The sequence below is a fragment of the Bradyrhizobium sp. 160 genome, assembly GCF_023073735.1.
GTDB lineage: Bacteria > Pseudomonadota > Alphaproteobacteria > Rhizobiales > Xanthobacteraceae > Bradyrhizobium.
The window spans coordinates 138698-154088 of record NZ_JADPKD010000028.1; the positions used below are offsets into that span (position 1 = coordinate 138698).

Annotated in this window: 15 protein-coding genes; 8 read left to right on the forward strand and 7 right to left on the reverse strand. The window is 64.4% G+C overall.

The genetic code is table 11. From position 1 onward, the window contains the following. Positions 1 to 33: 33 nt before the first annotated feature. Complete coding sequence (gene mutM, locus IVA98_RS10285; protein WP_247303885.1) at positions 34 to 915, forward strand: bifunctional DNA-formamidopyrimidine glycosylase/DNA-(apurinic or apyrimidinic site) lyase; 882 nt, start codon at positions 34 to 36, stop codon at positions 913 to 915. A gap of 136 nt (positions 916 to 1051) precedes the next feature. Here mutM and IVA98_RS10290 read toward each other — a convergent pair whose 3' ends face one another. After that, entirely contained in the window at positions 1052 to 2410 is a 1359-nt protein-coding gene (locus IVA98_RS10290) for a serine protease (protein WP_247303882.1), read from the reverse strand. Positions 2411 to 2659: 249 nt separating this feature from the next. On the opposite strand from IVA98_RS10290, the gene IVA98_RS10295 reads away from it, so the two are divergent. After that, entirely contained in the window at positions 2660 to 3463 is an 804-nt protein-coding gene (locus tag IVA98_RS10295) for a HesA/MoeB/ThiF family protein (protein WP_247276499.1), read from the forward strand. A 6-nt stretch (positions 3464 to 3469) separates the two neighbouring features. Here IVA98_RS10295 and IVA98_RS10300 read toward each other — a convergent pair whose 3' ends face one another. Next, positions 3470 to 4477, reverse strand: a complete 1008-nt coding sequence (locus tag IVA98_RS10300; RefSeq protein WP_247303880.1) for an aldo/keto reductase — start codon at positions 4475 to 4477, stop codon at positions 3470 to 3472. 117 nt (positions 4478 to 4594) lie between these two features. On the opposite strand from IVA98_RS10300, the gene IVA98_RS10305 reads away from it, so the two are divergent. Continuing rightward, entirely contained in the window at positions 4595 to 5506 is a 912-nt protein-coding gene (locus IVA98_RS10305) for a LysR family transcriptional regulator (RefSeq protein ID WP_247334527.1), read from the forward strand. Here the strand turns inward: IVA98_RS10305 and IVA98_RS10310 are convergent. Further along, positions 5503 to 6504, reverse strand: coding sequence for a 2-hydroxyacid dehydrogenase (locus IVA98_RS10310; RefSeq protein WP_247303876.1), 1002 nt, complete (start codon positions 6502 to 6504; stop codon positions 5503 to 5505). The two genes, IVA98_RS10305 and IVA98_RS10310, sit on opposite strands and share 4 nt — an antisense overlap. 340 nt (positions 6505 to 6844) lie before the next feature. On the opposite strand from IVA98_RS10310, the gene IVA98_RS10315 reads away from it, so the two are divergent. Further along, positions 6845 to 7375 (forward strand): SH3 domain-containing protein, encoded by a 531-nt coding sequence (locus IVA98_RS10315; protein ID WP_247303873.1) that lies wholly within the window; start codon positions 6845 to 6847, stop codon positions 7373 to 7375. A 90-nt stretch (positions 7376 to 7465) separates the two neighbouring features. On the opposite strand, the gene irrA is transcribed toward IVA98_RS10315, so the two are convergent. Further along, positions 7466 to 7957: an iron response transcriptional regulator IrrA gene (irrA, locus tag IVA98_RS10320; RefSeq protein WP_247276494.1), complete on the reverse strand. Its 492-nt coding sequence runs from the start codon at positions 7955 to 7957 to the stop codon at positions 7466 to 7468. Positions 7958 to 8309: 352 nt separating this feature from the next. Here irrA and fabA point away from each other — a divergent pair, with 352 nt between their 5' ends. The 3 genes from fabA (at position 8310) to fabI (ending at position 11033) form a co-directional block, all read left to right on the forward strand. Then, complete coding sequence (fabA, locus tag IVA98_RS10325; protein ID WP_247303871.1) at positions 8310 to 8831, forward strand: 3-hydroxyacyl-[acyl-carrier-protein] dehydratase FabA; 522 nt, start codon at positions 8310 to 8312, stop codon at positions 8829 to 8831. A gap of 39 nt (positions 8832 to 8870) precedes the next feature. Beyond that, positions 8871 to 10094, forward strand: coding sequence for a beta-ketoacyl-ACP synthase I (fabB, locus tag IVA98_RS10330; protein ID WP_247303869.1), 1224 nt, complete (start codon positions 8871 to 8873; stop codon positions 10092 to 10094). Between the two features lie 138 nt (positions 10095 to 10232). Continuing rightward, positions 10233 to 11033 (forward strand): enoyl-ACP reductase FabI, encoded by an 801-nt coding sequence (gene fabI / locus IVA98_RS10335; RefSeq protein WP_247303868.1) that lies wholly within the window; start codon positions 10233 to 10235, stop codon positions 11031 to 11033. A 2-nt stretch (positions 11034 to 11035) separates the two neighbouring features. On the opposite strand, the gene IVA98_RS10340 is transcribed toward fabI, so the two are convergent. Genes IVA98_RS10340 through IVA98_RS10350 form a run of 3 tightly spaced genes read right to left on the reverse strand, consistent with a single transcriptional unit; the run spans position 11036 to position 13028 of the window. Further along, entirely contained in the window at positions 11036 to 11632 is a 597-nt protein-coding gene (locus IVA98_RS10340) for a glutathione S-transferase family protein (protein WP_247354822.1), read from the reverse strand. Beyond that, positions 11629 to 12093 (reverse strand): GNAT family N-acetyltransferase, encoded by a 465-nt coding sequence (locus tag IVA98_RS10345; protein ID WP_247303866.1) that lies wholly within the window; start codon positions 12091 to 12093, stop codon positions 11629 to 11631. The genes IVA98_RS10340 and IVA98_RS10345 overlap by 4 nt, the downstream gene beginning before the upstream one ends. Positions 12094 to 12101: 8 nt before the next feature. After that, positions 12102 to 13028 carry a hydrogen peroxide-inducible genes activator gene (locus tag IVA98_RS10350; RefSeq protein ID WP_247303865.1) on the reverse strand — a complete coding sequence of 309 codons (927 nt, stop codon included), beginning with the start codon at positions 13026 to 13028 and terminating at the stop codon, positions 12102 to 12104. A gap of 114 nt (positions 13029 to 13142) precedes the next feature. Between IVA98_RS10350 and katG the strand changes: the two genes are divergently transcribed. Beyond that, entirely contained in the window at positions 13143 to 15311 is a 2169-nt protein-coding gene (gene katG, locus IVA98_RS10355) for a catalase/peroxidase HPI (protein WP_247303864.1), read from the forward strand. Positions 15312 to 15391: the final 80 nt, after the last annotated feature.

Sequence of the window (15391 nt, forward strand, 5' to 3'; positions counted from 1 at the left end):
ATCACACCGCTCTCATAAGGTGAATGCCCGAACATGCCTGAATTGCCCGAAGTCGAGACTGTCCGCCGCGGCCTTCAGCCCGTCATGGAGGGAGCGAAAATCCTCAAGGCGGAGGCCCGGCGGGCGGATTTGCGCTTTCCGTTCCAGCCGGACTTCGTCGCGCGGCTCAAGGGGCAGGTCGTCACCGGCCTCGGCCGCCGCGCAAAATATCTCATGGCCGATCTCGCCTCCGGCGACGTGCTCTTGATGCATCTGGGCATGTCGGGTTCGTTTCGTGTCATCAGACCGGACAACGACGCGCAGCCTGGCGAGTTTCACTATCCGCGGGCCAAGGATTCCGCGCACGACCACGTGCTGTTTCGGATGTCCTCCGGCGCTGACATCGTCTTCAACGACCCGCGCCGCTTCGGTTACATGAAAGTGATCGCGCGCGATGCGCTTGATGAAGAGCCGCTGCTGCGCGGACTCGGTCCCGAGCCGCTCGGCAACGAGTTCGATGCCGCGATGCTGGCACGGTCCTGTGCCGGCAAGACTACGAGCTTGAAGGCGGCGCTGCTCGACCAGCGTGTGGTGGCGGGGCTCGGCAACATCTATGTCTGCGAAGCGCTGCACCGCTCGCATCTTTCGCCGCGCCAGATCGCCGCGACTCTATCGACCAAGAAGGGTGAGCCGACGGACCATGCCAAGCGCCTGGTCGGCGCGATCCACACCGTGCTGAACGATGCGATCAAGGCCGGGGGATCGAGCTTGCGCGACCATCGCCAGACCTCGGGCGAGCTCGGCTATTTCCAGCACTCCTTCAAGGTCTACGACCGCGAAGGCGAGAAATGCACGACGCCTCGCTGCGGCGGCACGATCAAGCGGTTTACGCAGAATGGCCGGTCGACCTTCTGGTGCCCGAAATGCCAGAAATAACTGGCCGTGCTGATCGAGACACGGTGCGCGCCCTCTCGCGCTAGAGGGTCGGGAGCTCGCGGCTACATCGGTCTCACCACTGCCATCAACGCCTGCAGCGCGTCCGGGACACGAGAGTGGAGATGCTTGCAGCACCCTACTTCCGCACGCAGATCACGCGGACGACCGCGGCTTTGGCATCCGTCGATGTGCCATTCGCCGCGACACCGTTCGCCTTGAGGAAATCGCGCACCGTCTCCGCGGCGATCAGCACCGCCTGTGACGCCGGCACCGATGTGGCGGGACCTGCGACCGTCACCGGCTTCAGCAGCGCGATGCCCGCAAACCTGCCGTCGGCGCCGATGGCCGGGCTGCCGGAGAAGCCGAGCGCCGGCGGAGGCGACAGCGCGGAACTGCCGTTTGTCACCCGCGCCAGCGCAGCCTTGAGGCTCGACACGCCGGCCGCGCCGCCCTGGCTCTGTGGATCGGCGATGCCGATGACATCGACACTCGCCTTCGCTGCGCCGCCGGCGAGGCTGAGCGGCTTCAGGCCGCGTGCGCCGTAGACGTGCAGGAGCGCCAGATCGTGCTCCTTGTCCTCGGCGAGACGGTCGGCACTGCCATAGCCGCCGATCGTGATGGTGAGACAGCCATCGGTGACGAGGCGGTCGGCGACGATCGCGCCATCGTCGCTGACGACAATTCCGGTGCCGTAATCGACGGTCTTGCGCGGCGGCGGCGCGGCTTGTGGCCCCGACGGAAACGCATTGAAGGCGCTCGACATCGCGATCACGACCGGCTCGACAATGGTCTCGGCTGCCTGGTCGTAGAGGATCGTCATGGTGCGAACCTCGTCGCCTTTGAAGGTGCCGCGGACGTAGAACTTCTTCAGACCCTGCAATCCCGACAGCACGAAGAAGTCGGGCTTGACCACGGTGTAATCGACCTTGCGCCCAGACGGCTCCTTCTCCAGATCGGCGAGCTTCGCCGATGTCGGCTTCACCTCCTTGCGGCGGCTGAGCAGCACCTGAACCGTGCCGGTCGGGGAAGTCCATTTCGCGCCGCTGGCGTCGCTCGCCTGCTGCGGCACCAGCTTGCCGGGGATGCCGAGCCGGGCGCCGGTGGTCGGCTCGGTCACGATCTTCCAGCCGACGCTCTCCTGTTTCTTTCGTGCCGCCTCGGCTAGCGCGGCGCGCTCCTGCGGATTGAGCACGCCGGTCGGCTTGCCGCCCTTGGCCTTCTGGTACTCCTTGATAGCATTGACCATGCGCTCACTGGCGTCGCCGGTGATGGCGCCATTATACTGGCCGACCCAGGCGAGGTCTGACTGAAGCGCCAGCCGCTCAGCTCTTGCCATGGCATCCATTGTGGCCGACGGAGTCTGCATCGCGGGAGGCTGGGTCGGCACGGTCTGGACCGTCTTCGGCTTGGTACCGGCGACCTGTGGCGCCGTCATCTGGGCGTTCGCGCCTGTGGCGGCCGCAAACATCAGTGTTGCCGCAAGCATCGATCTCATGACAAATCCAGCCAGCCCATTGAACGCCATGTCATTGAAGCACATCTCGTTGGTCGCGACCAATCTCGCGGTGGTTCAGACGGTGCCGCTCATCCTGAAGGAGCCGCGCAAGCGGCGTCTCGAAGAATGGCCGCAGGCGAGATCCGGGCCCTCATGGTTCGCCGGGCGATGCGAAGCATCGTCCGGAGAGCGCGTTCCGCGCTCCGCACCACGAGGGTCGATAGCGAGGGTGTAGAGAGGCGGACGACGATGCTGAGCCCGGACGAACTCGAACGCTATGCCCGTCATATCGTGCTGCGCGACGTCGGCGGTCCCGGACAGGCTGCGCTGAAGCGGGCCTCGGTGCTGGTGATCGGCGCCGGCGGGCTCGGCGCGCCCGCCTTGATGTATCTGGCCGCCGCCGGCGTGGGCACGCTGGGCGTGGTCGATGACGACGTGGTGTCGCTGTCCAACCTCCAGCGACAGGTGATCCATACGACGCCCGACATCGGCCGGCACAAGGTCGAAAGCGCGGCCGAGCGGATCGCGGCACTCAATCCGCATGTCCGATTCGTCGGCCACGCCACCTGGCTCAACGCCGACAATGCACTCGGCCTGATCGGCGATTACGACCTCGTGCTCGACGGCTCCGATAATTTCTCAACGCGCTATCTGGTCTCAGACGCCTGCTTCTTTGCAAAGCGGCCGCTGATCACGGCGGCGCTCGGCACCTTCGACGGCTCGCTCACCACCATCCGTGCACATGAGATGAACGAGCAGGGCGAATTTAATCCGACCTATCGCTGCCTGTTTCCCGAGGCGCCGCCGCCTGGCACGGTGCCGGCCTGTGCGGAGGCCGGCGTCATGGGAGCGCTGGCGGGCGTGCTCGGCTCGATGATGGCGCTGGAGGCGATCCGCGAGATCGTCGGCTTTGGCGACGGCCTCATCGGCCGCCTCCTGATGATCGATGCGCGCGCGATGCGCTTCGAGACGCTGCGCTATGGGCGCGATCCCGCCAATCCGCTCAACGGCGATGGGCCCGTCATCACTGATCTCAGCGCCCATCGCACCTGATCGCCGCTACCGCGTGGCCGGCTTCTCGCTGTCGAGATGCGCCATCTGTTCGGCCGCATAGCGCGTGCCGGCGGCGACATCCGGCGGAAATGCCTTTGCCAGCGCTGCGAGATGAGCCTGTGTCAGCGTCACCTTGGTTGCGCCGAGTGCTTCGGCCAGACGGGTGCGGGTTCTCGCGCCGACCAGCGGTACGATCTCCTGGCCCTGCGCCGCCACCCAGGCGATCGCAACCTGTGCCGGCGTTGCGCGGATCTCGTTCGCCACCGCGCGAAGCTGCTCCACCAGCGCGAGGTTGGCGTCGAGGTTCGCGCCCTGGAAACGCGGTGTCATCAGCCGGTAGTCCTTGCCGGCCTTGCCGCTGTCCTTCGTCCAATGGCCGCTGATCAGTCCGCGCGCCAGCACACCATAGGCCGTGATGCCAATGCCGAGCTCGCGGCAGGTCTTGAGGATATCGCGTTCGATGCCGCGCTCGATCAGCGAGTATTCGATCTGGAGATCGGCGATCGGGTGCACGGCATGCGCGCGGCGGATGGTGTCGGAGCCGACCTCGGACAGGCCGATATGCCTGATGTAGCCGGCCTTCACCAGTTCGGCGAGGCCGCCGATGGTCTCCTCGATCGGTACGTTCGGATCGAGCCGCGCCGGGCGGTAGATGTCGATATACTCGGTGCCGAGACGTTGCAGCGTATAGGCCAGGAAATTCTTGATCGCTATGGGGCGGCAATCCATGCCGGCGAATTCGCCGGCCGGGCCGCGCAGCGCGCCGAATTTGACGCTGATCTGGACCTTGTCGCGTGACGTATCCTTCAGCGCCTCGCGGACCAACATCTCGTTGTGGCCCATGGCGTAGAAGTCGCCGGTATCCAGCAGTGTGATGCCGGCATCGAGCGCCGCATGGACCGTGGCGATGGCCTCGCCGCGATCGGCGGGGCCGTAGAGGTCTGACATGCCCATACAGCCGAGCCCAAAGGCGGAAACGGTGGGGCCGGTTGAACCGAGTTTGCGCTGTTCCATGATGGCTCTCCTCGAAAGATGCGGCAGGCTGCGCCGCGTGACGAGGCCAGATATGCCCTTGGGCCATTGCGCCGATAAGCTGGACAATCCAGAATAGCTTGTTCATTCTAGCGAATAATGGCCGAGCCTGACCTGCGCGATCTCGATGTCTTCGTGGCGATCGCCCGCACCCGCAATTTCCGGCGTGCGGCGCAAGATATTCGCGTGTCGGTATCGAGCCTTAGCCAGCGGCTTCGGGACCTGGAGGAGCGCCTCGGCGTCCGCCTGATGAACCGCACCACCCGCAGCGTCGCGCTGACCGAGGCGGGCGAACTGCTGCTATCGCGCGTCGCACCCGCCTTGCGCGACGTCAGCGAGGCCTTGGATCTGGTGCGGGGCCTGCGCGAGGTCCCCTCGGGCCGCCTGCGTATCAATGCGCCGCCGCCGGCGGTCGACCTCGTGCTGGCGCCGATGGCGGGGCCGTTCCTCGCAGCATATCCGCAAATCGATCTCGACATCGTTTCCGAGAGCGGTTTCGTCGACATCGTCAGTGCCGGCTACGATGCCGGCGTGCGCTATGGCGAACATCTCGCGCAGGACATGGTGGCGATTCCGCTAAGCGGCTCGCAGCGCTATATCGTCGTCGCATCGCCCGACTACGTCGCGCGCCGCGGCAGGCCGAAACATCCGAGGGACCTGCTCGACCATGATTGCATCCGCGCACGCTACTCGAGCGGCGTCATGCACGATTGGGAATTCGAGAAGGCCGGCCAAATCGTGAAGGTGGATCCGCCGGCCAAGCTGATTTCGACCAATATGAATCTTGCCATGCGCGCTGTACTCGACGGCGCCGGCATCTGGGCAACGCTCGATGGCTACGTCCATGACGCCGTGAAGTCCGGCGCGCTGGTCAGCCTCATGGAGGACTGGTGCGAGCCGTTTCCCGGACCGCTCCTCTACTATCCGAGCCGCCGCCAGGTGCCGCCGGCGCTGCGGGCCTTCATCGATTTCGTCGCAGGTTGGCGGAAGCGCAAGACGGATGGATCCTAGAGCATGCTCGGCAGCACGCGATCCGGCGGCTTGTGGGCATCGAGGAAGGTGCGGATGTTGATGATGACCTTCTCGCCCATCTCGACGCGGCCTTCGATGGTGGCGGAGCCCATATGCGGCATCAGCGTCACCTTGCCCGCCTTGGCGAGCCGCACCAGTTTTGGGTTGACCGCGGGCTCATGCTCGTAGACGTCGAGGCCGGCGCCGCCGATCTCGCCGCCTTCGATCAGCTTGATCAGCGTGTCCTCGTCGGTCACTTCGCCGCGAGCGGTGTTGACGATGTAGGCGTCTTTCCGGATCAGCTTCAGTCGCCGCGCCGAGAGCAAATGATAGGTCGCCGGCGTGTGCGGACAGTTCACCGAGATGATGTCCATCCGCGCCAGCATCTGGTCGAGGCTCTCCCAATAGGTCGCGCCCAGCTCCTCGGCGATCTTCGGCGCGACCGGGCGGCGGTTGTGATAGTGGATCTGCAGGCCGAAGGCGCGGGCGCGGCGCGCCACCGCCTGGCCGATGCGGCCCATGCCGATGATGCCGAGCCGTTTTCCCCCGATGCGATGGCCGAGCATCCAGGTCGGCGACCAGCCTGCCCAGGGCTTTCCTTCCGTCAGGATCGAAGCGCCTTCGATCATCCGCCTGGGTACGGCGAGGATCAGCGCCATGGTCATGTCGGCGGTGTCTTCGGTCAGAACTTTTGGCGTGTTGGTGACGGTGATGCCGCGGGCATGCGCGGCTTCGACGTCGATATTGTCCACGCCATTGCCGAAATTGGCGATCAGGCGGAGCTTGCAGTCTGGCTGATTGATGACATCGGCACTGATGTGGTCGGTCACGGTCGGAACCAGCACGTCGGCGGTGCGCGCGGCTTGCGCGATCTGCTCGGCCGACATCGGCGTGTCGTCGAGATTGATCCGCGCGTCGAACAGCTCGCGCATGCGCGTCTCGACCGAGTCCGGCAGCTTGCGCGTTACAACGACGAGGGGCTTTTTCTTCACCGACATGTCCTGCCCTCATGAGGCCTCGCAGCCCGCCTCTGTCACCAAAAGCCGGCCGTTGAGGCCTCATTAACCCGGTTGTTCGACACTGCCCTTGCCGTGTCGTCCCCGGCGTTTCCTTCAAGCTCTCCCGATATTTCCGGCCGGAAAATCGGGGCAAACTGGTTGTTCAAAGCGTCCGTCCTCTCTAGCAGAAGGCCGGGCCAAGACAAGAACCACGGGTCAGGGCTTGCGGACCTGGCTCTGGGGAACATCCGCGTGGGGCGGGACAGGGGCTGACGCGGCAGGGTTTTGGATTTTGGGGTGAGGATCCGCCTCGGGCGGGTCTTCGACAGGAGACGGGTTGATGGCGTTGGGGCGTTTTTGTTCGGTGATGGCGCTCGTTTGCACCTGGTTGATTGCCTCGGTCAGCCCCTCGCATTCGGCGAAGGACAACACCCCCCAGACCGCCAGCGGGCTGCCGGTGCCGCGCTATGTCAGTCTCAAGTCGGATCACGTCAACGTTCGCGCCGGTCCGACCAAGGACAATGACGTGGCCTGGGTCTATACCCGTGCCGGCCTGCCGGTGGAAATCACTGCTGAATTCGAGAACTGGCGCCGGGTGCGTGATTCCGAAGGCGCCGAGGGCTGGGTCTATCACTCGTTGCTGTCGGGCCGCCGTACCGCGGTCGTCACCATGAAGCACAAGGACGACCTCGCGCCGATCTACGACCGTCCCGATCCCGACAGCGCGGTCGCAGCCAAGCTCCAGGCCGGCGTCGTCACGCAAGTGAAGAAGTGCAGCGCAGGCTGGTGTCACGTCACCGGCAACGGCTTCGACGGCTGGATCCAGCAGGAGCGCCTCTGGGGCGTGTACTCGGACGAGCAGGTGAATTGACGCCGCAGGTGTCATCCCGGAACGACGGGGCAAACGAAAAATGGCCGGGACAAGCCCGGCCATGACGATCTCAGATTATCTCAGCAAATCTCAGCGCTTCTTGCGCAGGCGCACGACCATGTCGATGCGCGAGATCTCGTAACCCTCGGGCACCTCGGGCATCTTGGACAGTGCCAGATGCGGATCCTCGATATCCACCAGCTCATGGCTGTTCTCGAGGTAATAGTGGTGGTGGGTGGTGACGTTGGTGTCGAAATAGGTCTTGGTGCCGTCGACGCTGACCTGACGGAGCAGGCCGGCATCGGTGAGCTGGTTCAGCGTGTTGTAGACGGTCGCCAGCGACACCGGAACCTTGGCCAGCGTCGCTTCCTCGTAGAGCATTTCAGCCGTGAGGTGGCGCGCACCCTTGCCGAACAGGAGCCAGCCGAGCGCCATGCGCTGGCGCGTCGGACGGAGCCCGGCGGACTGGAGCATTTCGTTGACGTCGTGCCACGGGCAACCGGTCAGGGCCGGCTGGCGGCCGGACAAGAGGGCTGCGGAATGCACGTCGTCGTCGTGAGGGGGCGCGGTATTCTCGCTCATTATCCAGATTTCGGGCACGCGTGAACTATATGTCTCTGCAATATAAGGACAGAAAGATGCAGGTGCAAGTTTCTCGCAAGTAGAGAGGTTCTAATCAAACTTGGAACCGCGCGAAGCGCCGGTCATTTTACCTTCATAGACGCGCTTTGCCACTCGAAATGGCCTGTGTTAGAGAGCGCGCGGTTCCGCCTAGCCGATTTGGCGCAGCCAAGCATGGTGGCCCGGTCCGCAGTCCATCCGGGCTTGCGGGAGGTACCCCTGACGATGGCAATTGGCGTTGCTCTCCGACCGAGACGGGGCCCATTTTCGCCAAAAAACGCCGCTCAATCGGGATTAGAACAGAGGCTCGTGCATGCTGAACAGGCGCAACGGTTACGAATACGAAGATCTGCTGGCGTGTGCCCGCGGCGAAATGTTCGGCCCGGGCAATGCTCAGTTGCCGCTGCCGCCGATGCTGATGTTCGACCGCATCACGGAAATTGCCGACAATGGCGGGGAGTTCGGCAAGGGCTTGGTGCGCGCCGAGCTCGACGTGAAGCCCGACCTCTGGTTCTTCGGCTGCCACTTTAAAAACGACCCGGTGATGCCCGGCTGCCTCGGACTTGATGCGCTGTGGCAGATGGTCGGCTTTTATCTCGGCTGGAGCGGCGGCGAAGGTCGCGGCCGCGCGCTCGGCCTCAGCGAGCTGAAGTTCGGCGGCCAGGTGCTGACCGACGCGCGCAAGGTTGTGTACAACGTCGATATCAAACGCGTGATGCGCGCAAAGCTCGTGCTCGGTATCGCCGACGGGTGGCTTTCGGTCGATGACCAGATTATTTATCGCGCCAAGGATCTGAAGGTCGGCCTGTTCAAGCAGGGCACGAGCCTGGGCTGAGCGCATCACCAAGAAGGCAACGATTGAGGCGAGGCTGTCATGAGGCGGGTTGTGGTCACCGGGATGGGCATCGTCTCGTCGATCGGAAACAACACCCAGGAAGTGCTTGCGAGCCTTCACGAGGCGAAGTCGGGCATTTCGCGGGCTGAGAAATATGCCGAGCTCGGCTTCCGTTCGCAGGTACAAGGCGAGCCCACACTCGATCCATCGACGGTGGTCGACCGCCGCGCCATGCGTTTCCTCGGTCAGGGCGCGGCGTGGAATCACGTCGCGATGGAGCAGGCGATCCAGGATTCCGGTCTGTCGCCCGACGAAGTCTCCAACATCCGCACCGGCATCATCATGGGCTCCGGCGGCCCCTCGGCGCGAACCATCGTCGAGTCCGCCGACATCACCCGCACCAAGGGGCCGAAGCGCGTCGGCCCGTTTGCGGTGCCTAAGGCGATGTCCTCCACGGCCTCCGCGACGCTGGCGACCTGGTTCAAGATCAAGGGCGTGAACTACTCGATCTCCTCGGCCTGCGCGACCTCGAACCATTGCGTCGGCAATGCCTACGAGACGATCCAGATCGGCAAGCAGGACGTCATCTTCGCAGGCGGCTGCGAGGAGCTGGACTGGTCGCTATCGGTGCTGTTCGATGCCATGGGTGCGATGTCCTCGAAGTACAATGACACGCCCGCCACGGCCTCGCGTCCCTACGACGTCAATCGCGATGGATTCGTCATCGCCGGCGGCGCCGGCGTGCTGGTGCTGGAAGAGCTCGAGCATGCCAAGGCGCGCGGTGCGCGCATCTATGGCGAGATCGTCGGTTATGGCGCGACCTCGGACGGTTACGACATGGTTGCACCATCAGGCGAAGGCGCCGAGCGCTGCATGCGCATGGCGATGTCGACGGTGAAGACCAAAGTCGACTACATCAATCCGCACGCGACCTCGACGCCTGCCGGCGATCCGCCGGAGATCGAGGCGATCCGAAGGGTGTTCGGCGTCGGCGAGAAGTGCCCGCCGATCTCCGCGACCAAGGCGCTGACCGGCCACTCCCTGGGCGCCACCGGCGTGCAGGAGGCGATCTATTCGCTGCTGATGATGAACAATGGCTTCATTTGCGAGAGCGCGCACATCCAGGAGCTCGATCCCGTGTTCGCGGATATGCCGATCGTGCGCAAGCGCATCGACAACGTCAAGATCGGCACCGTGCTGTCGAACTCCTTCGGCTTCGGCGGCACCAACGCCACTCTGGTGTTTAGCCGGCTGGATGTGTGATTTAGCGATGCTGTCATGCCCGCGAAGGCGGGCATCCAGTACGCCGTGGCTTTCTCGATCTATCACATACGCCTCGGGAATTACTGGATCGCCTGCCTGCGCGGGCGATGACCCCGGAATAGTGGGAGCAAAGAAGCAATGGAAGGTTTGATGAAAGGCAAGCGCGGTCTGATCATGGGCATCGCCAATGATCATTCGATCGCCTGGGGCATGGCGAGGACGCTGCATGCCCAGGGCGCCGAGCTGGCCTTCACCTTCCAGGGCGAGGCCTTGGGCAAGCGCGTCAAGCCCTTGGCGGAGCAGCTCGGTGTCGATCTGGTGCTGCCTTGCGATGTCGAGGACATCACCAGCGTCGATGCCACATTCGCAGCGCTCCGCGACAAGTGGGGCCAGCTCGACTTCGTGATCCACGCGATCGGCTTCGCCGACAAGAACGAGCTGAAGGGCCGCTACGCCGACACCAGCCGCGAGAATTTCTCGCGCACCATGGTGATCTCCTGCTTCTCGTTCACTGAAGTCGCCAAGCGCGCCGCCGAGCTGATGACAGAGGGCGGCAGCATGATCACGCTGACCTTCGGCGCCTCGATGCGGGCGATGCCGAATTACAACGTGATGGGTGTGGCCAAGGCGGCGCTGGAAGCCTCGGTGCGCTATCTCGCCGCGGATTTCGGGCCGCGCGGCATCCGCGTCAACGCAATCTCCGCAGGCCCCATCCGTACGCTCGCCGGCTCCGGCATCGGTGAGGCGCGGGCGATGTTCGCGTTCCAGCAGAAACATGCGCCGCTGCGCCGCGGCGTCACGCTCGACGAGCTCGGCGGCTCGGCGCTGTATCTGCTGTCGGATCTGTCGGGCGGCGTGACCGGCGAGATTCACTACGTCGATTCCGGATACAACATCATCCTGATGCCGAAGCCGGACGACTTGAAGTCGCCGGACTAAATTTAGCCGGCCGCGATCTTCTCCGCGCGCTGGAACGCCGGCCGGGCCATGCAGCGCGCGAGATAGGCGTCGAAGACCGGACGCGACGGCACCATCTTGAACAGACGCACTGCGAAGTTCAGGCCCGAGCCGATGGTGATGTCAGCAGCGGAAAAATCCTCGCCCAAGATCCACGGTCCCTTCTGAAGCGCCGCTTCCAGCACGTCGAAGACCTGCGTCGCGCTGCCCCAGGCGGCGGTCGAGGTCGGGATCTCGATCTTGGTGAAGATCTGGATGATGGCGGGCTCGATGCAGCTCGGCGAGAAGAACAGCCATTGCAGATAGCGCGCGCGGCGCGGATCGGTCACAGCGGGAGCGAGCTTGGTCTCGGGATAGCGATCGCCGATATAGGCGCAGATCGCAGCGGCCTCGCCGAGCGCGGCGTCGCCGTCGGTCAAGGCCGGCACTTTGCCCATCGGGTTGATCTTCAAATAATCCGGCGCCTTCTGCGCGCCGATCGAGATGTCGGTCAGCACGCGCTCGTAAGGCAGACCGCTCTCCTCCATCAACCAGAGCGTCGTGAACGAGCGCGAGCGGGGTGACCAATAAAGCTTGATCATGGCGCGTCTCCCTTGTTCTTCCATCGATAATATTTCATCACGAACCCGTTCGAGGGTTCGATCTCTTCCTTCTCGAACACGAAACCTTCGCGCTCGTACCAGCGCCAAGCCTTTTCGTTCTCGCGCACGCAGCGCAGGTACATCTCGTCAGGCAGTTGCGTGCGTGTGAAGGCGAGCAATCGCCGGCCGAGCGATTGGCCCTGATAAGCGGGCGCGACGAAAAGCATGTCGAGATAGCGCTTCGGCAGATGCAGCGCCAGCATCGCGGCGATCGTGCCGTTGTCGTCGGCGACGAACAGGCTCCAGCCGTCCTCGATCTCGCGTCGGATCCGGGCGCGGAGATTCGCCAGCAGGAAATCGCTGACCTCGGCGAGGCCGGTCGAGACCCAGCTCAGCATCCAGACGCGGGCGATCTCGTCATGTTCGTCTGCGCGCGCGGTGCGGATGATCGGTTGCGACATCCGGCAACTCAGGCTGTGAGGCTGCGCGCCGCCTGACGTGGGCGCGCCTTGCCGGCCGACAGGCACACCACTTCGGAGATTTGCAGCAGCTGTCGCGCCAGCGGGCTGGTCTTGCGCCAGACCATGCCGATAGTGCGGGATGGCTCGGGATCGCGGAAGCGCGCCAGCGAGACCGAGGCCGATCGCGTCTCCACCGGCACCGCCATCTCCGGAATCAGGGTGACGCCGATGCCGGCGCTGACCATCTGGACCAGCGTCGAGAGCGAATTCGCATCCAGCATCTCGCGCGGCGGCGCCGATTGCATATTGCAGAAGGACAGCGCCTGTTCGCGGAAGCAGTGCCCCTCTTCGAGCAGCAATAGCCGCATCTCGCGCATCATCTCGCGCGACGGCACCGGGGTGCCCTCGTCCGCGCCCGGCCGCACCAGCAGGAATTTCTCGTCGAACAGCGCGACCTCGGTGAGCGAGGGCTCGGACACCGGCAGCGCGACGATGGCGGTGTCGAGCCGGCCTTCGACCAGCTCCTGGATCAGCCGCGGCGTCATGGTTTCGCGCACGCGGATGTCGAGCTCGGGATGCATGCGCGTGAGATTCTTGGTGATCTTGGGCAGGAGGTACGGCGCGATGGTCGGGATCATGCCAATGCGCAGGCGGCCGGCGAAGCGATCCTGTGAAGCCCGGGCGAAATCGCCGAGCTCATCGACCGAGCGCAAAATTTCGCGGACGCGTTGCGCGAGCTCCTCGCCAAACCGGGTCAGCGCCACCTGCCGCGCGCTACGCTCCAGCAGCAGGCCACCGAGGGTCCCCTCCAACTCCTTGATCTGCATCGACAAGGCTGGCTGTGAGATCGAGCAGGCCTCGGCGGCGCGGCCGAAATGGCCGTGGCGCGCCAGCGCATCGAAATAGCGAAGCTGACGCAGCGTCAGGTTTATCATCAGAAAATCCTATCGCAGCGATCATTAAAGTCAACTTCCCCTGATAGGAGGCGATGCTTAGAGTGGTTCTACCTGGTCAAGGGCGCGAGTTCGCCGCCGCCAGAGGAGGTATTCATGGACGACACTTCGAAGTGCCCGTTTTCGGGCGGAAAACCCGCGCGCTCAAACCGCGACTGGTGGCCGACGCAGCTCAATATCGAGGTGCTGCACAAGAATTCCGACCTGTCCGATCCGATGGGTAAAGAATTCGACTATGCCAAGGAGTTCAAGTCGCTCGACCTGAACGCGGTCATCAAGGACCTGACCGCTCTGATGACGGACTCGCAGGAATGGTGGCCGGCCGACTTCGGTCATTACGGCGGCTTGATGATCCGCATGGCCTGGCACAGCGCGGGCACTTACCGCATCACCGACGGCCGCGGTGGCGCCGGCGCCGGTCAGCAGCGCTTCGCGCCGCTCAACAGCTGGCCCGACAACGCCAACCTCGACAAGGCGCGCCGGCTGCTGTGGCCGATCAAGCAGAAATACGGCCGCAAGCTTTCGTGGGCCGACCTGATGGTGCTCGCGGGCAACGTCGCGCTGGAATCGATGGGCTTCAAGACGTTTGGTTTCGCGGGTGGCCGCGCCGACGTTTGGGAGCCCGAAGAGCTCTATTGGGGCCCCGAAGGGACCTGGCTGGGCGATGAGCGCTACAGCGGTGAGCGTCAGCTCGCCGAGCCGCTGGGCGCGGTGCAGATGGGCCTCATCTACGTCAATCCGGAAGGTCCGAACGGCAAGCCGGATCCGATCGCCGCGGCCAAGGATATCCGTGAGACCTTCTTCCGCATGGCGATGAACGACGAGGAAACCGTCGCGCTGATCGCCGGCGGCCATACGTTCGGCAAGACCCACGGCGCGGGCGATCCGTCGCTGGTCGGTCCGGAGCCGGAAGCGGGCGCGCTCGAAGATCAGGGCCTCGGCTGGAAGAGCAAGCACGGTACGGGCCTTGCGGGCGATTCCATCACCAGCGGTCTCGAGGTGACATGGACGACCACGCCGACAAAGTGGAGCAACAACTTCTTCGAGAACCTGTTCAAGTACGAATGGGAGCTGACGAAGAGCCCCGGCGGCGCGCACCAGTGGACGGCCAAGAATGCCGAGGCGATCATTCCTGATGCCTTCGACAAGTCGAAGAAGCATCGGCCGACGATGCTGACCACGGACCTCTCGCTCCGCTTCGATCCGGCCTATGAGAAGATCTCGCGACGCTTTCTCGAGCATCCCGATCAATTCGCGGACGCCTTCGCCCGCGCCTGGTTCAAGCTCACGCACCGCGACATGGGTCCGATCCAGCGCTATCTCGGCCCGCTGGTGCCGAAGGAGACGCTGATCTGGCAGGATCCAATTCCGGCCGTGAATCACGAGCTGGTCGGCGAACAGGACATCGCCTCGCTGAAGACGAAGATCCTCGCCTCGGGTCTGTCCGTGTCGGAGCTGGTTTCGACCGCCTGGGCGTCGGCCTCGACGTTCCGCGGCTCGGACAAGCGCGGCGGCGCCAACGGCGCGCGCATCCGTCTCGCCCCGCAGAAGGACTGGGAGGTGAACCAGCCCGCTCAGCTCTCCAAGGTGCTCGGCAAGCTCGAAGCGATTCAGAAGGACTTCAACGCCTCGTCCGGCGCGAAGAAGGTCTCGCTCGCAGACCTGATCGTGCTCGGTGGCACCGCCGCGGTCGAGAAGGCCGCAAAGGATGCCGGCGTCGAGGTCAAGGTCGGCTTCACGCCGGGCCGCATGGATGCCTCGCAGGAGCAGACGGATGCAGCCTCTTTTGCACCGCTGGAGCCGCGCGCCGATGGCTTCCGCAACTATATCGGCAAGCGGCATCAGTTCATGATGCCCGAGGAGGCGCTCGTCGATCGTGCGCAGCTGCTTCGGCTCACCGGCCCGGAGATGACGGTGCTCGTCGGCGGCCTGCGCGTGCTCGGCGCCAATGCGAACGGTTCGAAGCACGGCGTCTTCACCGCCAAGGTGGGAACGCTAAGCAACGACTTCTTCGTCAACCTGCTCGACATGAGCACGCAGTGGACGCCGGCCGGCGCTGACGGCACCTATGAGGCCCGCGACCGCAAGACCAACGCGGTCAAGTGGACCGGCACGCGCGTCGATCTCATCTTCGGCGCGCACTCGCAGCTCCGCGCCTTCGCCGAGGTCTACGCCACGTCAGATTCCAAGGAGAAGTTCGTCAAGGACTTCGCCAAGGCCTGGACCAAGGTGATGAATCTCGACCGGTTCGATCTCACGGCTTGAGGCTCTGCACCTCTCCCGCTTGCGGGAGAGGGAGCGCAGCGCTCCCGGGGCGAGTACAAACAAAAGGGCGGCCTCTCGGC

Excerpts from the sequence above, each read along its gene's own strand:
- mutM (WP_247303885.1), top strand. The coding sequence starts at position 34 with ATGCCTGAATTGCCCGAAGTCGAGACTGTCCGCCGCGGCCTTCAGCCC.
- IVA98_RS10290 (WP_247303882.1), bottom strand. The coding sequence starts at position 2,410 with ATGAGATCGATGCTTGCGGCAACACTGATGTTTGCGGCCGCCACAGGC.
- IVA98_RS10295 (WP_247276499.1), top strand. The coding sequence starts at position 2,660 with ATGCTGAGCCCGGACGAACTCGAACGCTATGCCCGTCATATCGTGCTG.
- IVA98_RS10300 (WP_247303880.1), bottom strand. The coding sequence starts at position 4,477 with ATGGAACAGCGCAAACTCGGTTCAACCGGCCCCACCGTTTCCGCCTTT.
- IVA98_RS10305 (WP_247334527.1), top strand. The coding sequence starts at position 4,595 with ATGGCCGAGCCTGACCTGCGCGATCTCGATGTCTTCGTGGCGATCGCC.
- IVA98_RS10310 (WP_247303876.1), bottom strand. The coding sequence starts at position 6,504 with ATGTCGGTGAAGAAAAAGCCCCTCGTCGTTGTAACGCGCAAGCTGCCG.
- IVA98_RS10315 (WP_247303873.1), top strand. The coding sequence starts at position 6,845 with ATGGCGTTGGGGCGTTTTTGTTCGGTGATGGCGCTCGTTTGCACCTGG.
- irrA (WP_247276494.1), bottom strand. The coding sequence starts at position 7,957 with ATGAGCGAGAATACCGCGCCCCCTCACGACGACGACGTGCATTCCGCA.
- fabA (WP_247303871.1), top strand. The coding sequence starts at position 8,310 with ATGCTGAACAGGCGCAACGGTTACGAATACGAAGATCTGCTGGCGTGT.
- fabB (WP_247303869.1), top strand. The coding sequence starts at position 8,871 with ATGAGGCGGGTTGTGGTCACCGGGATGGGCATCGTCTCGTCGATCGGA.
- fabI (WP_247303868.1), top strand. The coding sequence starts at position 10,233 with ATGGAAGGTTTGATGAAAGGCAAGCGCGGTCTGATCATGGGCATCGCC.
- IVA98_RS10340 (WP_247354822.1), bottom strand. The coding sequence starts at position 11,632 with ATGATCAAGCTTTATTGGTCACCCCGCTCGCGCTCGTTCACGACGCTC.
- IVA98_RS10345 (WP_247303866.1), bottom strand. The coding sequence starts at position 12,093 with ATGTCGCAACCGATCATCCGCACCGCGCGCGCAGACGAACATGACGAG.
- IVA98_RS10350 (WP_247303865.1), bottom strand. The coding sequence starts at position 13,028 with ATGATAAACCTGACGCTGCGTCAGCTTCGCTATTTCGATGCGCTGGCG.
- katG (WP_247303864.1), top strand. The coding sequence starts at position 13,143 with ATGGACGACACTTCGAAGTGCCCGTTTTCGGGCGGAAAACCCGCGCGC.